This is a genomic window from Paenibacillus taichungensis (genome assembly GCF_003287275.1).
Lineage (GTDB): Bacteria > Bacillota > Bacilli > Paenibacillales > Paenibacillaceae > Paenibacillus > Paenibacillus taichungensis_A.
The window spans coordinates 36266-59448 of sequence record NZ_QEVW01000001.1; the positions used below are offsets into that span (position 1 = coordinate 36266).

24 protein-coding genes and 1 pseudogene are annotated in these 23183 nt (G+C 47.2%); 12 read left to right on the plus strand and 13 right to left on the minus strand.

Annotation, left to right across the window (positions count from 1 at the left end; genetic code table 11):
* Window positions 1-80: 80 nt before the first annotated feature.
* The 9 genes from DC345_RS00170 to DC345_RS00210 all read left to right on the plus strand — a co-directional run bounded on the left by DC345_RS00170 (window position 81) and on the right by DC345_RS00210 (window position 9650).
* Complete coding sequence (locus DC345_RS00170; RefSeq protein WP_113051393.1) at window positions 81-494, plus strand: hypothetical protein; 414 nt, start codon at window positions 81-83, stop codon at window positions 492-494.
* 2 nt (window positions 495-496) lie between these two features.
* Window positions 497-1786 (plus strand): ammonium transporter, encoded by a 1290-nt coding sequence (locus DC345_RS00175; RefSeq protein ID WP_113051394.1) that lies wholly within the window; start codon window positions 497-499, stop codon window positions 1784-1786.
* Window positions 1787-1941: 155 nt separating this feature from the next.
* Window positions 1942-2886 (plus strand): DUF1963 domain-containing protein, encoded by a 945-nt coding sequence (locus DC345_RS00180; protein WP_181586428.1) that lies wholly within the window; start codon window positions 1942-1944, stop codon window positions 2884-2886.
* A 173-nt stretch (window positions 2887-3059) separates the two neighbouring features.
* On the plus strand, window positions 3060-3527 hold the full coding sequence (locus tag DC345_RS00185) for a DinB family protein (protein WP_258530408.1): 468 nt from the start codon (window positions 3060-3062) through the stop codon (window positions 3525-3527).
* A 242-nt stretch (window positions 3528-3769) separates the two neighbouring features.
* Window positions 3770-4591, plus strand: a complete 822-nt coding sequence (locus DC345_RS00190) for a DUF2785 domain-containing protein (protein WP_113051397.1) — start codon at window positions 3770-3772, stop codon at window positions 4589-4591.
* An 89-nt stretch (window positions 4592-4680) separates the two neighbouring features.
* Entirely contained in the window at window positions 4681-5403 is a 723-nt protein-coding gene (locus DC345_RS00195) for a response regulator transcription factor (protein WP_258530409.1), read from the plus strand.
* Window positions 5404-5457: 54 nt separating this feature from the next.
* Window positions 5458-6594: a sensor histidine kinase gene (locus DC345_RS00200; protein WP_113051398.1), complete on the plus strand. Its 1137-nt coding sequence runs from the start codon at window positions 5458-5460 to the stop codon at window positions 6592-6594.
* A gap of 399 nt (window positions 6595-6993) precedes the next feature.
* Window positions 6994-7794, plus strand: coding sequence for a HAMP domain-containing protein (locus DC345_RS00205; protein WP_113051399.1), 801 nt, complete (start codon window positions 6994-6996; stop codon window positions 7792-7794).
* Window positions 7791-9650 carry a transglycosylase domain-containing protein gene (locus DC345_RS00210; RefSeq protein WP_397333600.1) on the plus strand — a complete coding sequence of 620 codons (1860 nt, stop codon included), beginning with the start codon at window positions 7791-7793 and terminating at the stop codon, window positions 9648-9650. The genes DC345_RS00205 and DC345_RS00210 overlap by 4 nt, the downstream gene beginning before the upstream one ends.
* A 247-nt stretch (window positions 9651-9897) precedes the next feature.
* On the opposite strand, the gene DC345_RS00215 is transcribed toward DC345_RS00210, so the two are convergent.
* From DC345_RS00215 to DC345_RS00265, 12 genes and pseudogenes are all read right to left on the minus strand, one after another.
* On the minus strand, window positions 9898-10347 hold the full coding sequence (locus DC345_RS00215; protein ID WP_063564353.1) for a threonine/serine exporter family protein: 450 nt from the start codon (window positions 10345-10347) through the stop codon (window positions 9898-9900).
* 19 nt (window positions 10348-10366) lie between these two features.
* Window positions 10367-11062, minus strand: coding sequence for a threonine/serine exporter family protein (locus DC345_RS00220; RefSeq protein ID WP_397333610.1), 696 nt, complete (start codon window positions 11060-11062; stop codon window positions 10367-10369).
* Between the two features lie 365 nt (window positions 11063-11427).
* The gene (locus tag DC345_RS00225) at window positions 11428-11733 is read right to left on the minus strand and encodes a hypothetical protein (protein WP_076291774.1); all 306 of its coding nucleotides are present in this window, start codon (window positions 11731-11733) and stop codon (window positions 11428-11430) included.
* Window positions 11734-11797: 64 nt separating this feature from the next.
* Window positions 11798-12841 (minus strand): S66 family peptidase, encoded by a 1044-nt coding sequence (locus DC345_RS00230; protein WP_113051402.1) that lies wholly within the window; start codon window positions 12839-12841, stop codon window positions 11798-11800.
* A 114-nt stretch (window positions 12842-12955) separates the two neighbouring features.
* Complete coding sequence (locus DC345_RS00235) at window positions 12956-14275, minus strand: DUF4179 domain-containing protein (RefSeq protein ID WP_113051403.1); 1320 nt, start codon at window positions 14273-14275, stop codon at window positions 12956-12958.
* Window positions 14265-14786, minus strand: a complete 522-nt coding sequence (locus DC345_RS00240; RefSeq protein ID WP_113051404.1) for an RNA polymerase sigma factor — start codon at window positions 14784-14786, stop codon at window positions 14265-14267. The genes DC345_RS00235 and DC345_RS00240 overlap by 11 nt, the downstream gene beginning before the upstream one ends.
* Before the next feature lie 234 nt (window positions 14787-15020).
* The gene (locus DC345_RS00245) at window positions 15021-15479 is read right to left on the minus strand and encodes an NUDIX domain-containing protein (protein ID WP_309304308.1); all 459 of its coding nucleotides are present in this window, start codon (window positions 15477-15479) and stop codon (window positions 15021-15023) included.
* A gap of 150 nt (window positions 15480-15629) precedes the next feature.
* A pseudogene (locus DC345_RS31555) lies at window positions 15630-16121 on the minus strand (GNAT family N-acetyltransferase); the annotation flags it as partial.
* Window positions 16122-16351: 230 nt separating this feature from the next.
* Window positions 16352-16762, minus strand: coding sequence for a flagellar basal body rod protein FlgB (flgB, locus tag DC345_RS00250; RefSeq protein WP_079695340.1), 411 nt, complete (start codon window positions 16760-16762; stop codon window positions 16352-16354).
* Between the two features lie 179 nt (window positions 16763-16941).
* Entirely contained in the window at window positions 16942-17757 is an 816-nt protein-coding gene (gene speD, locus DC345_RS00255) for an adenosylmethionine decarboxylase (protein ID WP_113051405.1), read from the minus strand.
* A 121-nt stretch (window positions 17758-17878) separates the two neighbouring features.
* The gene (locus DC345_RS00260) at window positions 17879-18460 is read right to left on the minus strand and encodes an SLOG family protein (RefSeq protein WP_181586429.1); all 582 of its coding nucleotides are present in this window, start codon (window positions 18458-18460) and stop codon (window positions 17879-17881) included.
* Between the two features lie 111 nt (window positions 18461-18571).
* Complete coding sequence (locus DC345_RS00265; RefSeq protein ID WP_113051406.1) at window positions 18572-19705, minus strand: RluA family pseudouridine synthase; 1134 nt, start codon at window positions 19703-19705, stop codon at window positions 18572-18574.
* Between the two features lie 189 nt (window positions 19706-19894).
* Here DC345_RS00265 and DC345_RS00270 point away from each other — a divergent pair, with 189 nt between their 5' ends.
* Window positions 19895-20302: a hypothetical protein gene (locus DC345_RS00270; protein WP_113051407.1), complete on the plus strand. Its 408-nt coding sequence runs from the start codon at window positions 19895-19897 to the stop codon at window positions 20300-20302.
* A 118-nt stretch (window positions 20303-20420) separates the two neighbouring features.
* Here the strand turns inward: DC345_RS00270 and DC345_RS00275 are convergent, their stop codons facing one another.
* Window positions 20421-21131: a GT-D fold domain-containing glycosyltransferase gene (locus tag DC345_RS00275; protein WP_113051408.1), complete on the minus strand. Its 711-nt coding sequence runs from the start codon at window positions 21129-21131 to the stop codon at window positions 20421-20423.
* Between the two features lie 355 nt (window positions 21132-21486).
* Here DC345_RS00275 and DC345_RS00280 point away from each other — a divergent pair, with 355 nt between their 5' ends.
* Together DC345_RS00280 and DC345_RS00285 are read left to right on the plus strand one after the other, a co-directional pair.
* Entirely contained in the window at window positions 21487-22176 is a 690-nt protein-coding gene (locus tag DC345_RS00280) for a glycosyltransferase (protein WP_113051409.1), read from the plus strand.
* A gap of 17 nt (window positions 22177-22193) precedes the next feature.
* A complete protein-coding gene (locus DC345_RS00285) occupies window positions 22194-23183 on the plus strand; it encodes a polysaccharide biosynthesis protein (RefSeq protein WP_113051410.1) in 990 nt (329 codons plus the stop codon).

The window sequence follows — 23183 nt, forward strand, 5'->3', positions numbered from 1 at the left end:
AAAAAAGAATTGACGCTAAGTGGTGCTGGACTCTATAATCGATAACAAGTAACTTGACATGTAAGGAGTCCTGACATGATATGTTAGTAATTGACGAGGTGTATCACCATACAGCATTGCAAATATCATCGTCCGATTTATTGTACCTTATCCAACAGCTCAAGGTCAAAAAAGAAAATGAGATCGAAACGCTTAAACATAAAATCGAACAATTCGAACAAAAAAAACGTGCGGAAGAGGTGGCTTATCAATCCTTGTCGACTGTACGCAAATGGTTCGCAGGCCGTCCTGCATCCCATCACCAGGCGGTGGAATATATGGTCCAGGTGAAGGAACGTTTTCGCAAAATGGAACAAATCCGGCGGCGGATACGAGAACTGGACCGCATCACTGAACGAATCAAGCATCCGGACAGCATCGAACGGGACGAAATCGAGCTTACGCCCGAAACGATCCGGGAGATTAGACAGCTTAGGGAAACGGAGGATGTATAAGCATGACTTTGGAGACGTTAAGCTCCGGGATTGATACGGTCTGGGTCGTACTGAGTGCAGCCATGATTTTATTGATGGAAGGCGGATTCGCCCTGCTGGAGGCTGGCTTCGTACGTTATAAAAATAGTGTGAATATTATTATGAAGGTTTTCGCTGACATTACCATTGGAACGTTGCTTTTCTATGCCATCGGATTTGGCTTGATGTATGGATCTGATGCTGGAGGTTTTGTAGGCATAACCGGATTTTTCCTCAATGGAGACTTGTCTCACCTGGACGTACCTGTATCATTGGAAACATTCTGGCTGTTCCAGGCCGCGTTCACGATTGCTGTCATTTCCATCGTATCGGGTGCTGTGGCTGAGCGGATTAACTTTCGTGCATATCTGCTGTACATCATATTGATGACGGCCATTATTTATCCGATTGGTGGACACTGGGCATGGGGCGGCGGTTGGCTCAGCAAACTGGGGATGCAGGATTTCGCCGGCTCCGCAGTCATTCATGCGTTGGGCGGGTTCTCTGCACTGGCCGCAGCGATTATTATTGGGCCGCGTAAAGGCAAATACACGCCGCTTGGTGTGAGTGCCATTGCGCTACCAAGTAATCTGCCACTGGCATCTGTAGGTGCCTTTCTGCTGTGGTTCGGCTGGTTTGGCTTCAATGCAGGAAGTACGCTCAGTGCGACTGATGTAAGGATCGGTCACATTGCCATCGTAACGATGTTATCTGCTGCTTCGGGTGGTGCGGTTACACTGCTCTACACCTTGTTCCGGTTCAATCGTTCAGACGCACCCTCGGTCATTAATGGCTCGCTTGCCGGTCTGGTCGGTATTACGGCGGGGTGTGCCTTTGTCGGTGATGTGGCTGCGATATTCATCGGGGCGGTATCCGGATTGCTCATGATGGCTGCAACGAATTGGCTGGACCGCAGGCAGATTGATGACCCGGTAGGAGCGTTCCCTGTTCATGCTGTATCCGGGATGTGGGGAACGATTGCCGTGGGTTTGTTTGCAACCGATGGTGGCTTGTTCATGGGAGGTGGCTGGAGGCTGCTGGGTGTTCAAGCGCTCGGCCTCACGGCTTTGGTCGTCTGGGGATTTGTCATGACCTGGATTGGTCTGAAACTGATTGGCAAGATCGTTCCTGTCCGTTCCACGGAAGAAGAGGAAGAGTTGGGTCTGGATATCAGTTATCATGGTGTGATGGCTGCACACCAGTCGCATGAATTTCTGGATGGCGAGGAGCATATTCGTGCTTTTCAGGATGATTCACCGAATCGGGATCGTTAAGAATGAACCGAATGGATAATAAGGAAGGAGACTGACAACGGATGTCAGTCTCTTTTTTCGCTAGAAGCAGGGAAAGAAGCGTCAGCAGAAGAATATACAGGTGTGAACCTGAATATGTCTCACCATAGATGTATTGTCCAAAGGGGAGGATCTGTATGATTAAACCTGAACAATGTGAACGTCTGACCAGAAAAGCCCGGAAAACTCTTGAGGAATATGGATTGGGTAATGCTGCCGATCTGCTGTTATCTTCAAGCCGTTGGGGAATTCGCCTTGATGTATCGACAATCGATGAGTATCGCAGAACAGGAAATTCACGTGTAGGAGGAAATCCCGATCTGCCGGGTAACATGAAATGGCCTTTGACACAGGACGGGGTGCCGATGACGTTCCTGGCCCAGTTGAATCTCGTGGATTTGACGCCATATACGCCAAATGATGGGCGCGGGAGTTTGCCTGAACGAGGCATGTTATACTTTTTTATTGGTGTGGATGAACCTGCCTATCATATTGAGCATCGTGTGATTTACGAGCCGGACGCTCATAACCTGACAAGGCGAGAGCCTAATGGCGAAACCGCGCTGGGTGAGGACGATTTTGTAGCACATTCGGTAACCGTGCTGCCTAATCTTGAGTTTCCTACATATGCCTACATTGATTCTCTGGCTCTGAATGCAATCGCCGCCCCGCTGTCCGGTGGAACGATAGCCGTCGAAGGGGAGGAAGGTCTGTATGACCGATACCTGGAATTTGAGTCCAGCTGGAATCATCCAAGCACCCAGAACTGGGGTGGCATGTTTGGATATCCTGACGGTCAGCATCCCGATGCAGAGCATCAGGCGCTGTTACAGATCGTGCTTGATGAAGAGTATGCTTATGACGAGCAGGCGTGTGAGCAGAAACTGACTGCTCATTATGGCGGAGATGAGAAACGCACACAACAAGAGCTTGCAGATACCTTGCTTCTATTAAAAATTGATACGCATGACGCCATCGGTTTTCAATGGTGGGATTGTGGGGAGCTGCAATTTTTCATTCGCAAGGCTGACTTGCTCGCGGGACGATTCGATCAAACGTATTGTTCGTTATATTCAAGTTAAGTTCGTGTTTGTTATCATCGGAGCAACAAAATGTCCCAAATTCCGTCTATATGAGGGAGGAGGGGCTTTTTTTGTTCGTCATTGTTGGTTTTTGAGCACAGCTGGTTTATATATTAAGGGGAATTCATGATTGATTAGCGATCATATGTTCTGTATAATGGGATAAAAAGGGAGTGTTTCAGTTGATTCAGTCTGCATTTAAACATATTGATGTGGCAGTGACATCATTAATCAATTTATGTGACCAACTGTCGGAGCAGGACTTGGCTTTGACTCCGATTGAAGGCAAACGGCCGGTTGGAGAATTGCTTTCTCATCTATCCGTCATTTGTCGTGCAGATGTACATATTTCGGAGGGCGCTTCCGAAGAAGAAATGGCTTTGTTTTACGAGGAGAATCAGCCGAATACACTGAGCGAGATCAGGGAAGCACTGATTGAGAATCAGATGTACCTCTATCAACGATACAGACAGTACAATACGGAGGAATTATTACAGGTGACTGACTCCTATTGGGGCGCTTCTTACAGTCGTCTGGAGTGGCTGCTTGAGATCATGGGACATGTGTATCACCATAGGGGTCAACTGCATACTATGCTGACACTGACTGGTATAGAGCCCAAAGTAGCGTTGTTTGAATAGATAGAGCCAGGTTCATAATGCGCGGTTCTGCCTGAATATAGAGCAGATTTAATAGAATACATAGAGCATGTTATCCGCAACAAAGCAACGGTTCAGCAAGGAGTAGATCGACAATACTATACGTTAAAATAGGGATTACCGGATCAGGTACAATTAAAGAAAAACAACGCCTCAAAATGCCACATAGTCAATAGAAACTAAAACAGTAAGTTCGGATAATCTTCTATATAGGGACGTGTAAAATGAGTTTAAAAGAAAAGTTGATATTAATAAAAGAGAGAGACTACCAAGCGCCTCCCGATACATTCAAGTTGATACAAGAAATGATGGTTAACATTGGTTCTTTGGATGCCGAACTACGTGATGACCTAATTTATACAACCTTATCAAATTGGATTCCTGCTAATACTTTAACAGTAAACGAACTAGAACAACTTCTACCTGTTGTTTTGGATAATAAGCATTTGCTTTTTAGGCTTGGTGAAACCAATACAGATTCTGTCTTTACTCGATCGTTCTCTATGCTGGTTATCCCGCTCCTCCTCATGAGGCATAGGGAATCACCATTTCTCTCAAGAGAGCATATTCATCAGATAAAAGAGAACGTGTTTTACAATGTACATAAAGAGCGAGATTACCGCGGGTATGACGAAGAAAAAGGCTGGGCACATGCCATAGCTCATGCAGCAGATGCTTTAGACGAACTGGCCCAATGTTCCGAGCTGGATAAAACTGATCTCTTAACCATTCTCGATTTGGTTTACGAAAAGATGACCATACCTGATCGAGTTTACTCCGATGGGGAAGATGAAAGAATGGTAAAATCCATAATTAGTGTTTTAAATAGAAAAATACTTAGTCAGACTTATGTAGAGCAATGGATTCAACGTTTTGGTGATGTGGAGAAAAACCCAGAATTTCTTCCTGCCTTTAGGCAAAAAAATAATATAAAAAACTTTTTGAAAAGTTTATACTTTCGAATTAGATTTCACAAAGTGGATGCTGATCTCTGCCCAACAATCGAGCATACTTTATATAAAATAGAAAAAGTATATTATTCCTGAAAATCAACGTTTTTGTTTCTTTCAGAGAGCGGTGATTTTCGCGAATTCATTTCCTAGTGATATACTTTGATCAAGCAATGATTTATGGAATGGAAAGGAATAATGCCGTGGCACAGCCAGCAACCATTCTGCTTGTGGATGATGAGCAGGATATTATTAAACTAATGGAAATTTATTTTGGTAATGAAGGATACCGGGTTCTGACAGCCAGTGATGGAGTCGAGGCGCTTGAGCAATTGAAGAAAGAGGCAATTGATCTGATTATTCTGGATGTCATGATGCCGAATATGGACGGAATTGAAGCATGTATGAAAATTCGGGAAGAGCAGAAAATGCCGATCATTATGCTGTCAGCCAAAAGCATGGATATGGATAAAATTACAGGGCTGAGCATCGGCGCTGATGATTATGTGACCAAGCCTTTTAACCCGCTTGAACTTGTGGCACGGGCAAAGTCACAGCTTCGCAGGTACCATACCTTCAATGAGGGTCGGGAAAACAAGGAGCATGAGTGGGTGATTGACGATCTGGTCATCAACACCGATACGCATGAAGTTTGGGTGGATGAGCAGCTAGTTCGTTTGACTCCCCGTGAATTTGCTGTTCTGGAGCTGCTGGCGCGCCATCAAGGTTCTGTACTTAGTATGGAGCAGATTTACAGACAGGTCTGGAAAGAAGAGTTTATGGAGTCCAACAACACAGTCATGGTGCATATCCGCAAGATTCGTGAGAAAATCGAACTCGACAGCAAACATCCCAAATTCATACAGACGGTATGGGGTGTTGGTTATAAGATGATCAAACCACAATAAGCACGTACATCTATTATGTTAATTGGATACAGAGCGTGAGCAAGGAGTTCCGAGATGAATTCAAAATTAATTAACACAGTCCGGTGGAAATTTATCTACGCATTTCTGCTGAGTGGCATTTTGACGGCGGCTATTTTGTATGGTGGCAGCAAAGTTGTACACTCCATTCTAGCGGCTCAGACTTATCCTAATTATTCGATCCCTGCAAGGGGCATCAGGTGGCTGGTGAACAATATTGGGTCGGTGCCATTAATGATTATGGTTGGCATACTTGGTTTTGTGCTCTTCTTTTTCCTATTCACGCGTAGGGTGATGCTGGTTTTGGACGAGATTACAGCAGGAATTCAGGAAGTTGCCAAAGGAGAGCTGTCTCATCGGATCGAGGTGAAGACATCAGATGAATTTGGCGTTGTGGCTGCCAGTATTAATCAGATGGCCGAACAATTACAGCTGTCATTGCAGGAGGAGCGTAGTGCGGTTGCTGCGAAAAATGACTTAATTACAGGTATTTCTCATGATTTGAGGACTCCACTGACCTCTATTCTCGGATTTTTGGAATACATAGAGAAGGATCGCTATCAGGATGAAATTGAGATGCGCTATTACGTGAGTATTGCGTACGAGAAATCCTTAACATTAAGGAAGCTGATTGACGATTTGTTCGAATATACCCGTGTAAGTGGTGGTAGCTTACCCTTGTCATTGACTTCTTTGAACTTGAATCCGTTTCTGATGCAGCTTGCTGAAGAGTTCTCTCCGATGCTGGAAGAAGCGGGCATGACATACAAGATCATTGGTGGACAAGAACCTTTATGGATTCAGGCTGCTCCTGGAGAGCTTGTCCGTGCGTATGAGAACCTGTTCACTAACGCGATCCGTTATGGAGCACAGGGTAAAGTGATGGAGATCGCGTTGTCTCTTGAAGGTAAAGAAGCCGTGGTGCGGATCAGCAATTATGGTGAACCGATTCCGGCGCAGGATTTGCCGCATTTATTCGATCGATTCTACCGGGTAGACAAGTCCCGCTCTCGTGATACGGGCGGCACCGGGCTGGGGCTGGCTATTGCCAAATCCATGATTGAATTACATCACGGGAGTATCGCTGCATATAGTGAACAGGGCCGAACCGATTTTGTTACGCGTTTTCCTGTGACTGCTGCTCCGATAAACAGAGATGCAGAGGAACGGTAACCGGGCAGAATTCTCTTCTAATTGTTAGAGAGCTTGCTTGATTCAACATATCTATTTAAATTGAACTAAACATTTACACGATAACGGAGAGAGGACAGAAATAACCTGAAGAAGCATAGCTAAAAGCTTTCTGAAAGAAAGCTGCATCGAAAGCATATGCTTCGCCTTTATCCCCGGAGTTTCCCCTTTAAATAAGGAAATTAAAAAAATCTGGGGATAACAGCGATCGGAAGGTTGTTCTGTCATCAGAGTGGAAAGTGTAAATATTCTTTAGTTCAATTTATATAATTGCTTAATTAAGAAAATGATAAGAAGTTTCCCACTTCTTCATTAAGAAATATTCGGTATTCTTAACCTCAATCGGACGCATGAAATGCAAAATTGAGGAGGATGCCGAATATGAGATTATTATTACGTACAGTCAGACTAAGATACATATATATCAGCGGAGCAAGCGCCTTACTTAGCGCAGCGCTCCTATTTGTCGTTTATCATATGTTACGTTATGCTCACCATCATATCCTGTCTGAGACAACTGATTTAACTCGAGTTATGTACTGGGTGATAAACCACATTGGTACAACGCCATTGTTTATATTTATGGGATGTAGTCTGTTTGCGCTATTTTTTTGGATTCGATCCCAGAAGATTGCAGAGGACCTCAAGGTAATTGTTCGTGGAACTCATGAACTGGCAAATGGCCGAATTCCAGCACAGATTGAAGTGCTGAACGGTGGAGAGCTGCGGCAGATTGCGGCCGATCTGAATGACGTTGCGTTACATATACAAGCGGAGCGCTTAAATAGTTCTGATCAGGAATGGACAGATCGAGAGCCGAGGGACGAAGAATGGTTCAGTTCTGGTATGTATGGCGATGAAAGTAGCTGGCAACAAATAACACAACAAATGGTGTTAGATAGTGAGAGAAGCCATCAGCAACCTATTCAAGAAAAGTTGGTTGGATCACAATCTGGTCGTATAAGTACCGATCTGCCGATTAAACTCACTCTTTACGGTGTTCGTTCTTCACTGGATACGATCATGGAAGGACGCTGTCGGGATGAAGCGGAGATTCAGCACTGGGTCAGGCTGGCGCATGAACAGATGTTAAGGCTGGAACTTGCCCTGGATTCTATGGAAATGAAGCCACAGGAACATTCAGGCTCCAATCCACATGTATTTAGGGAGCCTGAATGTTGAGGTCCAGCATAAGGCGCGGAATTTATCATATATTTGATGCCTCGGTAGTAATCGTTATTTTGCTAGCTGTCGGCTATATCTATCTAGTTACTTACGGCGAAGGTGTACTTCGCAATCATCCTGAGGCCATTTCGGTGGCCTCTTCCACCGTCATTACCAATGCGGATGGAACAGAAATTTCAAGATTAAAAGTACAAACCAAGGGATATGCGGAGCATTTTGATTTGAAGGATATGCCCGATCTGTTAAAGCAGGCATTTCTGGCTACAGAAGATCGACGTTTCTATAACCACGATGGACTGGATTTTATCGGGATTGGCAGGGCTGTTGTGCAGGATGTTTTACATATGAACCTGAGTCAGGGAGGCAGCTCGATTACACAGCAACTGGCCAGAAATCTGTATTTGAACGGAGATAAAACGCTGGTTCGCAAGGTGAATGAAATGTCGATTGCCATGGCGATGGAAAAGAGATTTAGCAAGGATGAGCTATTGGAGCTGTATTTGAATCACATTTATATGGGGAGCCAGCAATATGGGGTTAAAGCAGCGGCATGGCGCTACTTCGGGATTAAGGATCTACAACAGCTGGAGCTATGGCAAATGGCTACGCTCGCCGGAATCCCGAAGGGACCTTCTATATACAATCCGGTGGACAGGGAAGACCTGTCCAAAGAGAGGCGTTCTGTAGTTCTTGGACTCATGCATGAGCAAGGAATCATTACCAAGAAACAGATGGATGAGGCGCGAATTGTCGACTATACACCGCCAAATTCAGCCTCTGCATCGACTCCAGGCTCAACAGCCCCTGCATACGTGTCTGCCTTGGATGCGATAATCGAGGAGGCTTCCCGTCTCACCGGCAAGAGTGGAGCAGAGATTCAATCCGCAGGCTGGACCATTCGAACGGGATTGGATGATCAGGCGCAGCTGGCGATGGAGCAAACATTCCGTGAATCTTCCCGGTTCACTGATGATCGTGAGGATGAGCAAGTGCAAGCGAGTATGGTCATACTGGACCAGCATAACGGTGAAGTCAAAGCGATGATGGGCGGGAGAGACCCTGTAAAAGGAGGCATTAACCGGGCAACCACGGATGCAAGGCAACCCGGTTCTGCATTTAAGCCCATTATTGCATATGGACCTGCATTGGAATCTGGTCGGTTTAAGCCAAAGAGTGTACTGCCTGATCAACGCATGAAATATGGGAGCTATCAACCAAGCAACCTGGGCGGGTTTTACAGAGGTACAGTTACCATGTCGCAAGCCATTGAAAATTCCATCAATGCTCCGGCCGTATGGCTGCTGCACGAGACGGGGCTGGGACGCGCACATCAATTTGCAGATCGATTGGGCATTGAAATGGGCAAGGAGGATCTTCATCTTTCGATTGCCTTAGGTGGTTTGCATAAAGGGGTATCCCCACTAAAAATGGCCCAGGCATATTCCGTGTTTGCCAATAACGGCAAGTTTAATACGGCACATCTAATTCGTGAAATTACGGATTCACGCGGCCGGAAAATCTATGCTTTTAAGCCAGAGAACAAGCAGGTCATCTCCACCAGCACGGCAACGGTCATGACCGGCATGCTTCAAAATGTAGTCAGTCAAGGAACAGGTAGCAGGGCACAGCTGAGTCAGCATAAGGTAGCGGGAAAGACGGGAACAACGCAGGCTGCATTACCTGGTGTAAGCAAGGAGGCGAACAGGGATCTGTGGTTTGTAGGGTATACCAGCAAGTGGACGGCTGCAGTCTGGATGGGATTTGATCGTACGGATGCAGAGCATTATATGAGATCCGGAAGTGGTGTGGCGGCGGATTTATTTGCGTCGGTTATGAAGCGTGCTTTGCCATAAAAGAGAATGGTTTAACGTACACCAATGGGCAAGGATGTTCCAACAGACATGGGGAGCTCTGTTTTATGGATTGCCTACAGTTATCAAACAAATGGATACTACGATGAAAACAAAACGCTGCATATTAGATGATAATGGATCAACATTGGCTGGAAATATGAAAGACCCGTGAAGGACAGTGTTTACCCTGTCTCCAACGCCGGGTCTTTATCGTTTTAGTTTAGTGAAAATATATTCATCTTCTGTATTAGGATTTTGCTCGCAATGATTCGGGTATACGACGAATCATCTGGTTCAACACCTCGGACAATACAAGTCCGATCGCGATGGCACCGGATAACATAAGCGCTTTGGCAGCCATCTCCATGGCAGCACCGTAGTCATTTTGCACAAAATTACGCATCGCATTATAGGCCAGTCCACCGGGAACGAGCGGAATGATACCTGCTACGCTGAAGATAATGACGGGCGCGCGAAACATGCGGGAGAACAGCTGGCTGATGACACCTACCGCAATGGTCGCTGCCAGAGTAGCAGGAACTGCATCTGCAGCATATTCGAGCACAATATAGATGATCCAGCCGATCATGCCGACAAATCCACCGTGAAGCAGCATGCGCCGAGGAGCGTTGAAAATAATGCCGAATGCGGCCGAGGCGACAAAGCTGGTCAGGGCTTGTTCAATAAAATGAAGCATAACCTGCAACTCCTCCGTCTTACGTAAAAAGTGAAAAAACAACAGCAATGCCGGTGCCAATCGCAAAAGCCGTCAGAAACGCCTCGGCTCCCTTGGATAACCCGGACACGAGATGCCCGGCCATCAGGTCACGCACAGCATTGGTAATCAGCAGTCCCGGTACCAAGGGCATGACTGAGCCAATAATGATTTTGTCCCGTTCATGACCCGCGCCCATATAGACAAGCAAAAAGGCGAGCAGACCGATGACAAATGAAGCGGTCAGTTCGGCAAAAAACTTCACCAGTACTAATCGATGGAAGGCAATGACCGCTGTATAGCCAATACCACCGCAGAGTACCGCAGGGAGAAAGTCGACCCAGCCTCCACCAAACATAATGGTAAAGCACCCACTGGATAACGCCGCCGCCGTAAGCCTCACAACCGCAGAATAGGAGGAGGGCTGTCCCTCAATCTGTTGTAACAATGCATAGGCGTCTTCCACGGACAATTCACCTTGTCCAATACGCCGGGAAACGGCATTCACTTCGGATACCTTGTGCAAATCCGTGGTTCGTTCAGAGATCCGTATCAGCTTGGCAGGCTCGGTTGCATCAACCGAGAAGAAGATACCCGTGGGCACAACATAACTGTGCGAATGGGGAAGGCCCAGCGCGGCAGCCATGCGTTTCATCGTATCTTCCACACGATAGGTCTCACCGCCGCTTTGCAGCATGATTTTGCCTGCCAATAGACAGATTGCAATCACGCGGGATTGTTCAGTATGATTTGTCCCAACCAGCTCCGTCTCAGACTGAGGCACGGGTGGAGGATCATGAGGGATATATTCCAACCGGATCAAGCTCCGTTCATATGAGATAAGGCTTGGTGCCGACACCATTGTATCATATTTCACACGTTAGCAAGGAAACATACCGCACGAACTACAGGAAGTCATCCTGGTTGCAGAGATTAATGCATACATTCACACCAAATTGATAACCCGATAACGCCTAAAACCCCAAAAGCTTCGCTCCCCGGACTTGATGGCCAAAGGGAGAGAAGCTTATTGGAATAGGCTCAAATGAGACAAAAAAACAACTACATCAACAGCGTAATAACCAACAGCTCATACAGTACGAGTGGTAGAATGGTTGGTCCAAACAAGGCGCGTGGCTCAGGGTATCCATGCATCGGCGTAACCTGGAGATATAATATTCCCCGATCTGCGCTGATAATGACACCTTCCCATACCTGACCATCGATATTTTGGACTTGCACCTTCTTGCCTACATGCTGCCGGGCTGTATGATGAAGCATATTCCGCACACTTTGCACGGATTGGAGCATTGGTTGATTGGCTTGGTATACGACCCGTGCGGATGGTGTGGACGTGGATTCAGACATGATGCACAACCCTTCCTCAAAATCATTTCTTACTTCAAGGTATGCATCTGCCTACAAAAGGTGATCACACAAATGCCATCTCAAGTCTTCCATGCCCATTCTCATAAGCTACGTCGCCCAGTGCGCCATTTACAAAGGTTAACTGTGGCGGGATGTGGCCAAGATCCACGTCATATAATACAGGAACATCCATATCTCCGAGAGCCGAAGACAGCGCATCGATGAAGTTGAAATCTCCTGTATCCGAATAACCAGCAGGTCGGCCGAACATGAAGCCTTTAACACCAGCAAACCAGCCAGCCTGTCTCATCTGCCATAGATGACGGTAGATATCACCCGCATTCATCTCACAGCTTTCCAGATACCAGATCGTTCCTTCTTCTGCACAATACTGATCAAGATACGCTTCAACTGGTGCGTAAGACGTGCCAATCAAACAGGTGATTGTATCCATACAGCCGCCGATCAACCGACCTGAGAATGTAACCTGCGAGTCTGCTCCTTCGGGTTGCCCCAGCTGTTTCCAACGAGAAGGAGTATCCAGATTGAACGTGGACAAATCCGGTTTCCATTCCGATTGATAGTGAGTGGAGGAAGATTGAGTAACCTGTCCTCCATGGCCAGTCTGTAATACATCAATCCAGCGTGCTGTCACCGGATCGAGTTCATTGGATCTTAGATCCACGTAGTTCGTACCATGTGCCGAAGCCGTTCCGGTGATCAGGGTGTATGCGAATAAAAAGGTGCTGATATCCGAATATCCCATAACCCATTTGGGCGGCAAGGTTTTCAAAGCTTCCCAATCGAGCAGGGGCAGGATATCCATAAGGAACTCTCCACCCCACGGAGGGATAATAGCCTGAATCTCAGGGTCGCGGAAAAATGCATTGATCTCGGCAGCGCGATCTTCCTTGGAGGAACTTACACATTTGGCGTTATGCCGTAGAAATGGGCTCTCCTGAACACCAAAACCAAGGCGCTCCATGTTGTGCCTGCTCTCTTCAAGGTAATGATGCAAGGATTCACTTACACCGCTGGATGGTGCAGCCACGCCAATGGTATTTCCCGGAGCAAGTGGTTGCGGGTAACGAATTGAACGCTTATTCATTGTGGAAACACCCTTTCCTGTGAACATACTCTATTTAATTGTAGATGGTTGATATTTTCATTATAGTGCATGACTACTTCTTGTGGCTTGCGATTATAGCTGCTCACATTTTCTTTAGGGAGTTACAGGAATTTCAATGGAGAACGGTGCACGAATTTGATCAGGGTAAGAGTCTATTTCCATTGTTAAATTTCCTTTGGCTGCGGCTCCATTTTTAATGACAACCCTTGCTTCAAAGACGGAAGGACTCCAACCTACTTCATTAATGTCGAAAGGGTTTCCTTTGCTGTCCTCGATATTGGTAAATGATAGCCCTGAAGTAGCATTTTGAGCGTCTGCGATTGAAAACTCGAGGATCAGATTTTTGCCCTGGGCCGTGCTTTTCAGGAATTTCAAACTCGATGGGCCACCTTGTATTTCACCTGAAGATGGATCGATGCTGATAACCAGTTCATCCTTATCCACCGCTGAAAGGCCAGACCCTTGCAGCGTCAGCTTTTTCGGAGCGGAGAAGTACATGCTTTCGAAAAAGACAGAACTTCCAGAGCCTGAGATGGAGGATGAATCTGTTCGCCATGCTCGGCCTTGCTCATCTACCAACTGCAAATCACGAATTCCGAAGATTTTTTTGGTGTTGTTCCGATCATATTCGATATCAAGTACAAGACGAGTGGGATACAGAACGGCCTGTTTTACATGAATACGCTGCCCGTCCACGGTCATTGTTTGGTTTACGGGAATGATTTTTTTCATGCCTTTCGTTAAGCTGCGATCCACTGGGAAGGTGACTTTCCACTTATTATTCGATTCCTTACCTCGCTCCTTAAATACAACGGTCAGCTCTTGTGGCGGTAAAGATTCTGTGAATGAGACATCAATTTTATCCTCATAAATGCCAAGTTCTGAAGCTGGCTGAGGAGAGGAATAGCTAAACGCAACAGGCAGCTTTTTTCCATCTCTATCAAGTAAATCGATATCGTATCCACCCTTCTCCAGATCTTTCATGCCTTTCATCGTGTAAAAAATAACCATGCGTGACTCATCTGTAATGATGCTGTCCACGGTCATTGAAGCTCCATCATGCTCATCGGTCACACCAACCTTCTGCAAAAGAGACTGATCTATCGCCATCATTAACCCCTTATCCTGGCGAATCATGCTGACGATGCCCTCCATGCCCGGCAGTTGCTCCACAAAGGACGCAAAGGCGGGGGAAACGCGAATACATCCCGTAAACACGAGGATGATCGCGGCTGCCGATATGGAGCTCATATACCAGCGCAGCCGGGACTTGCGCTTGCGCGCAGCCTGACGGATTCCAGCCTGTACAGCCTGATATGCTGCGGCATCCGGTACTGGCATGGCATCGTATTCCGTTTTACGATCACTCAGACGCTCTTCAAGTGCTTCAAATGACTTCATTTCATCGCTCATGAGTTACATCTCCTTTCGTTTCAAGTTGGTCCCTGAGCTGCCCAAGGGCTCGATGCAGTCGGGACTTTACGGTTCCGGTCGGGATTTCGAGAATATCAGCGACTTCTGTTAAGGAGAAACCTTCGAAATAACATAGAATAATAATCTGTTTGCAATCCCGATTCAGCGCAGAGACGGCTGCGGCCAGATCAGGGTCTGCGGGGCGGTCCCAGCTGCTAGGTTCATGAATTTCGGTAACGTGGCTGAATCGACTCTTGCGTTTGCGTTCGTCCGCACAGTAGTTCAGCAGAATGCGGATCAGCCAAGTGGCGAAATAAGAGGGTTCTTTTAATTTCTTGAGCTTTCTATACGCTCTATAGGTGGATTCCTGTATCGCTTCCAGTGCATCGCCCTCGTTGTGCAGATAGGCATAGGCAATCCGGTACAGTCGGCTCTGATGCATCTCCATTAAGGCTGCAAAAGCCTCGGCATCCCCTTTTTGTGCGGCGATGGTCAGTTGAGCAGGGGTCACATGGCTCCTCCTTTCATGGATGTTGTTGCGTATTAGACCTTGCAAAGGGCCAAACGGTTCTTGATTTTGGAAAAAAAGTTATGTATACACTTACCGAAGACTACCAAAAAGAAAGAAATTGCGCAGAAAACTGAAAACAACCGCCAAGCTCCCCTTTATGTTACAGAGAGGAGTTCGGCGGCTGTTATCTTTATATGACTTGTTTGATCGTAATGAGACTAGTTTCTTCCAATTTCAATCTTCAGAATAAAGATGGATTTTTTTCGCGGCTTCCAGACCAGGCACCGCGAAACTGGCAAGCGGCGATGGCAGATCATCCAGCGGGAACCAACCAATCTCACCAATCGCTCCGCCTTCTTCGAGGTTACGAGCAACGCCGCTAATAACTCGAGTTGAGTAGAGGACGGAAATCCAATGTTCTTGTTTTTCAGGTCGGATCGTCTCTGCGGTGCAGAGCAGCTTGTCGATGACAATATCCAGATCGACTTCTTCCTTGATCTCCCGAATGACGGTCGTTTCAATGGATTCGTACGGGTCCACTTTGCCCCCAGGGATACTCCAGGTGTACTGTTCAGGCTGACGATTCCGCCAAACCAAAAGGACTTCATTACGATCGTTGAGGATGACCGCTCCCACGCCAATGCGAGGTTGGACAAGAGAGTTCTCTGTACCTTTGGCGTTAAGTGAGGACAGCGCAGATCCTTCGGCAGCGACCAATCGTGAGTTTAAGTGATCTTCCCTCTGTTTAGCTCCCTGGACATGAGTAGACTGAAACGCGAGCGGAAGTTTGGTCTGTGTGGACCATTCTTCTGCAAGAATACTCATGGAGATCAGGTCATAATGCGTACCATCGCGTAGAACGGCAGAGCGCTGGCGGCCTTCCTCCCGAAATCCAGCTTTTAGATAGGCATGTCTCGCAGTCTCATTGTATTCAATCACTTCCAGCGCAATTCGGTTCAGATTCAATTCATGGAATCCATAACGAATAATCAGGGCGAGAGCATCACTGCCGTATCCTTTGCCCCGATCTTTATCATCACCAATGCCAATGGCCAGGCGTGCAGAGCGGTTATTCCATTCAATTCGGTAGAGGGCCGTGAATCCGATGAACCGATTGTCCTCCAGTGTACGCAGTGCAAATTCAAAGCCGTTGTCTCTGCGCACTGCGGATGACCCCGTCTCATCCGGCGTTAGCGGAACAGCAATATCGGTATCCAGATTACGCAAGTAATCATAACTGTCAGTGAAGCGGGAGAGCCGCATGCAGTCTTCTGGGCAAGGAGCGGCCAGCCGGACTTTGGAGCCTTGAAAAGCATTTAAATGACGTGGAGCCATGTTGCACCTCTTTTATTGGATATGAAATCATACATTTTATCTCATTATACTACGAATCAGAGAGGATACCGAAAAAGGGCACAAGCAGGGGAGCACATCCTCCTGATTAAAGAAAATAAAAGCGACGCTAAATGCGTTTAATATAGATCAATATAATTCAATATAGATCCTCTGCATACTTCCGATCGCTGACAAAACAAAAAGCAGCCAAAAGGCTGCTCTATCATTCATTATTTCATATCCTGCAACAGGTTTTTCATTTTCTTGTAGTGCCCGCTGACCCGATCAACCATGTAGTTATACATAAGCTGATTCTCCGAAAGATTCGCCATTTCCTTGTCAATATCAACGTTATTGTTGTTATTATTCATGGATGTTTCGTTGTTCTCGACAATCCGGTAGTTTACGATGGAATCATTGGGATTACTGACCGGAAAGTGCTTTTCATGAGTCCGCTTCATATCGAGCTGATCTGTTTTGCCATTCTCAATAATACGTCTAAGCTCTTCCTCAAACTCCACCGATTTCTTTTTGTAATTGGGTGTGTCTGCGTTGGCAATATTTTCAGTGGTAACCTTGTGCTGCGCGTTCAGCGCCTGTAACAGAGATTCATTGCGTCTGGAAGTGTTCGTTTCAATCAACGGCTCAGTCTCCTTCAATGAAAATGCAATTGCTTTCATCATAAAAAAATGAGCTACTGCCTGTCAAGTTAGGCAAAAGAAAAGGACAAGCGCATGACGGAGGACTCCATTATGAAATCCTGCTTCATGACATCTTATCCTTGTCCCACCCGTATGAATCAGTCCTCACGAATTAGTTATTAAGAAGGACGATTGATGTTTTTGCCATAATAAATCTCATCCATCTCCAACTTCAACCACTCCGTAATTTCCTGTTGCTCAGCCTTGCTCAGTTTATCTTTGGTATAACCAAACAGATAGTTATCCAGATCGAATTCTTTCAGTTTGCACTTGGTGTGAAAAATGTTCTCCTGATAGACGTTTACGTCAATCATGTCGAAGCTGCTCTTGATCTCATCTGGAATATAATTCTGGATTGAACCGATCTCATGATCAATGAACAGTTTGCGTCCACTCGTATCCCGTGTAAAACCACGTACCCGGTAATCCATCGTCATGATATCCGTATCGAATGAGTGGATCAGATAATTCAGTGCCTTAAGTGGCGAGATTTCACCACAGGTAGAGACGTCAATATCTGCCCGGAATGTACTGATGCCTTCACTTGGGTGGAATTCGGGGTACGTATGAACGGTAATATGGCTTTTGTCGAGCTGCATGACAACATTATCGGGCAGGGGGCCTGGAGATTCATCGAAGGATTCTTCGGGGATCTCCACAATGGGGCCTTCCGACACAAGCATCGTCACACTTGCACCCTGAGGAACATAGTCCTGTTGGGCGATATTCAGCACATGGGCACCGATAATGTCAGACACGTTATTCAGGATTTTGCTCAGCCGAGCCGCATTATATTGTTCATCAATATATTCAATGTAAGCTTCGCGTTCATCTTTGGTTTTCGTATAACAGATATCGTACATATTGAAACTCAGCGACTTGGTCAGGTTGTTGAATCCATGCAGTTGAATGCGCTGCTCTGGCGTTAATGTCATGGTTGCAGTTCCCCTTTGTCCCATACGACATGGTAATCGCAGTTTTACTACTACTTATACCCAACCTGCTGCCAAAAAAAACATATGTACGTCATTCTTTGCTGCTCCAATCGCGCACAGATCAGAATGAAGGATCGTCGTAATTCCCTACATCGTTCATCCGTTCATCTTCGGCAACCGATTGAATATCCTCCGAGGTGATGCTGATGATGGTGTAATCTTCATTCTGCTGTTTTTTGACTGCTTTTTCCTTAATAAAACGGGGACTGCCATCCCCGGCATCTTCATCATACACGAGCAGGAGACCGTCGCTTTTGCGCAGCAGTAAGTCATCCCGCGCAGTAAACTGCCACGGGCCGATATACGGCTGACGACTAATCGCGCCATAATAGTCTACACCTTGCAGAATGGAGCGATAATACTCCTGTTTGTCTTCCTTCCATTGTTCCTCAGGATTTTGAAAAGCAGTAATGATCGACAGCTTCAGATCCGGGAACGTCTTTTTCAGCTCAAGTACCACTTCGCAGGCCCACAGGTCTACACCGTATTGGCCTGGCGTCAGCACCCACTCCAGCCCGTCTTCGACCAGAGGTGTAAGACGGGAAGAGATCGCCTTTTTGATGAAAGGAATTCCCTCATGCTTCTGTCCAAAAATCTGTAGTTCATGTGCACGATAACCGGTAATCAACACGTTTTTCAGCATCGGTTCCTCCTTTCAGACGTGGTCAGGCCAGCGGCCAGTTCCGGCACCGCAGCTTGTCCAGAATCGGCTGAAATCGCAGAGTCAGCGCTGCCTGTTCTTTGAATCATCCCGTTAGTTCGCTGGTGGAGCATCCGTACGGAATGGATAGAGGAACTGTTTTGGAATATCCGACTCAAATCTCATTAGCTGACCCGACGTTGGGTGGATGAACGAGAGTACCCGTGCATGCAGTCCGAGGCGGCCGAGTGTTCTGGTATGAGCCCCGTATTTTTTGTCGCCTGCGATGGGATGGCCCAGATCTTCCATATGCACACGAATCTGGTTTTTACGTCCCGTCTCCAGACGGACTTCCAGCAAGGAGAACTCGCGGTTCGATTGTAGACGTTTGTAGTGTGTAATGGCATGTTGTCCATCATTCGGGCGAGAACTGGAATACATTTTGAGCGTCTTGGTTTCTTTCAACCATGAGGAAATGGTGCCTTCTTCTTTTGCAACGGCGCCTTCCACAAGGGCAACATACACACGTTCCTGTACATTTTCTTTCCAGTTGTCCTGCAGCTTCTGCTGCACTTCTTCACTCTTGGCGAACATCATGACACCCGAAGTGTCGCGGTCCAGACGATGGACTATAAATATCCGGTTCAGCGCGTCGGTACGGCGAACATGCTCGGTCAGCTGGCGATAAGCGGTAAGATCATCACTCTTGTCAGCGGCGATGGACAACAGTCCAGCTTCCTTGCGAATGACAATAATATCATCGTCTTCATGCAAAATGTTAATGCCCGTCAGGGAAGGAGCGGCAACAGCGCCTTCTTTGCTAATTGTTACGATCTGCCCTGGCGTTAGCTCCAGATTAAACTTGGTCACCACTTTCTGATCAACGGATACCTGTCCGCGACCCAGAATGGATTTGACGGCATTACGGCCGGACTTCAAATGTTTCAGCAAGAAGTTGAGCAGCTCATCCGGTTCAGTAACCTTGTACGGGCGTGGTGGTTCTTGCTTGCGATAATAGGAATTACCCGAACGTTTGGCTGCTTTGGGTTTGGATGCTCCGGCTTTCTTGGGAGCCGCGGAGGATTTGGATGCTACAGGCTTATTCGCCGCTCCTGTATTGCGTGATGCAGATGGTCCTGATGATTTGGCGGAAGTAAAAGTGGACCGACCGGATCGTGCTGTGGACGAACCTGCGGATGTTTTCCCCTTGGCCGATGTATTGCCTGTTGGGCGTTTACGTTTATTCATAAATAGTAATCTCCTTCTGAACAGCCTGTACCGCTTGTGTGCATACGATCCGTTCATTTCGTTATGCAGTCCAATATACCATTAACCGGGGGCAAATAAAAATAGGTGGAGACAATCTGTTACCCATCCAATCCAAAGAGAGTCGAGATTCATAGAATAACGTATCCCATAGCATTGGAGGTGTTACTCATGGGTGTGTTTCTCGATATGAGAACTTCGATGAACTCGGGAACCGTAGGACAGCCGGGTTTGTCTCTAGGCCCATCGCCAGAAGCGTTTGGCTCCATTGGTCTGCAGACCCTTGGTGTCCCCAACCCCATTATCACCTTGAATGGCACGGTTGGCGTTACCGGAGAAGTGGGGGATACGTTTGTTGTTGAGCTTGTACGGGGCAGTGTTTACGATCCGTTCTATGTGATATATCGCGCCGAAGGCACGGTAGGTCAGAACGGTGGTGCTGAATTTCATTCGTTCACTGCACAGGATCTGTCCGCACCGCCTGCACTGGAAAGTGTGTATACTTCGTTTATTTCCGGCGTGTCCACATCGGTACGGACTGGCCCTGAGGTGTTCCATGGCATTGCAGCCACCAATTAGTTCCTATGAACAAAAGGTTCAGCAGGAAGAGTGCTTACGTAAACATCTGATGATAAGCAGAACAAAATCCCGGCTCCAAGGAGTCCGGGATTTTTGTTGTAGTATCTACTTTTAAAGACTAGTTGGCGCGGCCTTTCAAAATAATGTTGTTGGCTTTGCCGAAGTCGATGGCGACTTTGCCTGCAAGTGCCGCTGTCCGTTCCGCAAGAACAACCGCGTTCACGCCACAGGAGAAAAGAGCTACATCGAAGGTATCCTGATTCGTTTGAATCCATTGCAGCGTTTCCTGCATCTGGTCCCAGCCGTCGAAGGGCAGCGCAGCTGTGATATCCAGATGGTAGGGCTCCTGAACTAGCATGGCTCGCAGTTGCTCAATCTCCCGGGTAACGAGCAGTACCCGCTTGCCGGCAAGCATATTCCAGAAGCGGGGCACCTGAGCGAGTTCCCGATTGACACAGGCATGGCAAGTCAGTGCCGGAGCGATGCCAAAATGCGCGAACACCGTATCGGTCAGCTGTCTTTTGAGATGCTCCGGGGCTTTGATGGTACTGTCCCCGTGAGGAAGAACACCTACGATATCTGCCCGTTGCAAGGAAGCGGCAACCTCGTCCCGAAGCTGCAGATTAGGTAGACGCAGTCCTTTTTGCCCCAGATTAGCTTTGATAGCCCATCGTTCCTGCAGAACCTGTTCCGTACTCCAGACTGTTTCCTGGGACATGACGATATTCTCGCCATCGCCCACACGGACCAGAGAGAAGGGACGCTTATCCCTCACGGCCGCTTCAAGTTGATCCAGCACACCATCCATTTCAAGATAGATTGGACTCATTGTGGTATAAGGCCTCCTTTGAAAATTCAATTGCTCTATTCTATGTTGCGGCTTCGGCAACGTTTTGTGCGTTCGACCCGCAGGGCGCATCTTCGGTTATATATCAATCTGCTTTCGAGACCGGAAAGTGTTGATGGGCTTATGTAAAAGCTGATTTATGCAAGAACCCGTGCAAGTGTCCGGACCAGTTCTATTATTTTTTCATACGTTATAGAGTCGGCTGGATTGGAGAGAGAGCTTCTGTATAGCAGTTTCGGGCTGACGGAGGCATTTTTGGCGTGGAAAGGGCTGTAAAAACTATGAAAATAGTCTGATTGAATTGAAAGAAGTTCACAGAAGGATGAGGAGGAAGGGTATGTCCAGAAAAGTGGTTATTGAGATCAATTTCAACAATTACGGAATGGACCCGCAGCGCTTGACAAGAGAGTGGCTGGAGCGGCGAATGAGCATTTTCCGTACTTTCACCCTTCATTGTCTTAAGGCGCAGACGAATCAGGATTTTCTGACGGTGGTGAAGCTGTCCAAGGAATCGGGGGACTTGATGCAAGAGATTTTAGCTGAGCAGGAGCCGCTGCCATCCAATATTCGTTTTGGAACAACCATCGAAAGTGTGCGGGCTATCCTGGCTTATGCAGAGGGGGCAGAGGATATCTATATAGCACGACTGGATTCGGACGATCTGTATCACAGGACCTTTGTTCAGCAGCTTTATGACGTGAAGCCGCAGCCCGGAACGATGGCACTCATCAACCAGAATGGATACTTGTGGGACAGCGTGAATCATGAGATGGCTCCAGCGTTTCACCGTTCCCCACAGTTCTATGTTTACCTGTATAAAACGGCTGAGTACGCTGCGGGATACCGGGTGAAGCTGCCGGGCCGGGGAACACATGGCAATGTCATTGAGCTGCCGCATGAACTGCTGGCTCCGCGCAATTACGTGAATATTGTGCATTCCAATAATACATCCATCAAAAAAGTACCACCGAAAGACCGATTGAGCCGGGAAGAGATGGCTGCGGTATTACGCGAATTCATGATTTGAACAAGGAGGGATTCACCATGATTAAAGGACAAACGATTCTGATCACCGGAGGCACGGGCTCCTGGGGGCAAAAACTGACCGAGGTACTGCTGGAACAGAATCCAGCCGAGATTCGGATTCTCTCGCGTAATGAGTACGCCCAGATAACGATGCAGCGGGATTTCGGTCATGATGAACGTTTGCGTTTTGTCATTGGGGACATTCGCGACTATCGGGCTGTGGAGGAAGCTTGTCGCGGGGTTGATGTTCTTTTCCATCTGGCTGCACTGAAACACGTCCCGGTATGCGAGGATCAGCCGGATGAAGCGTTCAAGACCAACGTCATCGGCACGCAAAATATTATTCGTGCTGCGATTCACATGCAGGTTGCCAAAGTCATTGATGTCTCCACCGACAAGGCGGTAGATCCGATTAACGTGTACGGCATGACCAAGGCTTTGGGGGAAAAGATGATGATTCGTGCCAATGGGCTGAGCGAGTCCACCCGTTTTGTGTGTATTCGCGGGGGCAATGTGCTCGGGACCAGCGGCAGTGTCGTTCCGTTGTTCCGTCGTCAGATTGATGAAGGCAAGAGCCTGACCATTACGGACAAAGGCATGACCCGCTTTTTCCTGACGCGGACGGAAGCTATTCATTTGTTGCTGAAGGCGGCTGAGGCAGCCGTGGGCGGCGAGACTTTTGTAATGAAAATGAAGGCCTGCAAAATGACGGATCTGGCTTCGGTCATGCTGGAACAGGCAGGTCGTCCGGCTCACGACTATAAAGTAACCGGGATTCGACCAGGCGAAAAATTGCATGAAGTACTCATTTCTCCCTTTGAGGCACCACGTACCTACAAATATGACGAACAATATTATGTAATTTTGCCACAGGAACCGGACAAGCGCCTGACAGATCCATACAATGGGCTGCCTCGCGTGACCTTTTCCGAGTATCGTTCAGACAGCGCAATGATGAACCGTTCCGCTATTGCCCAATTTTTACGTGCAGGCGGCTTTATTCATTAA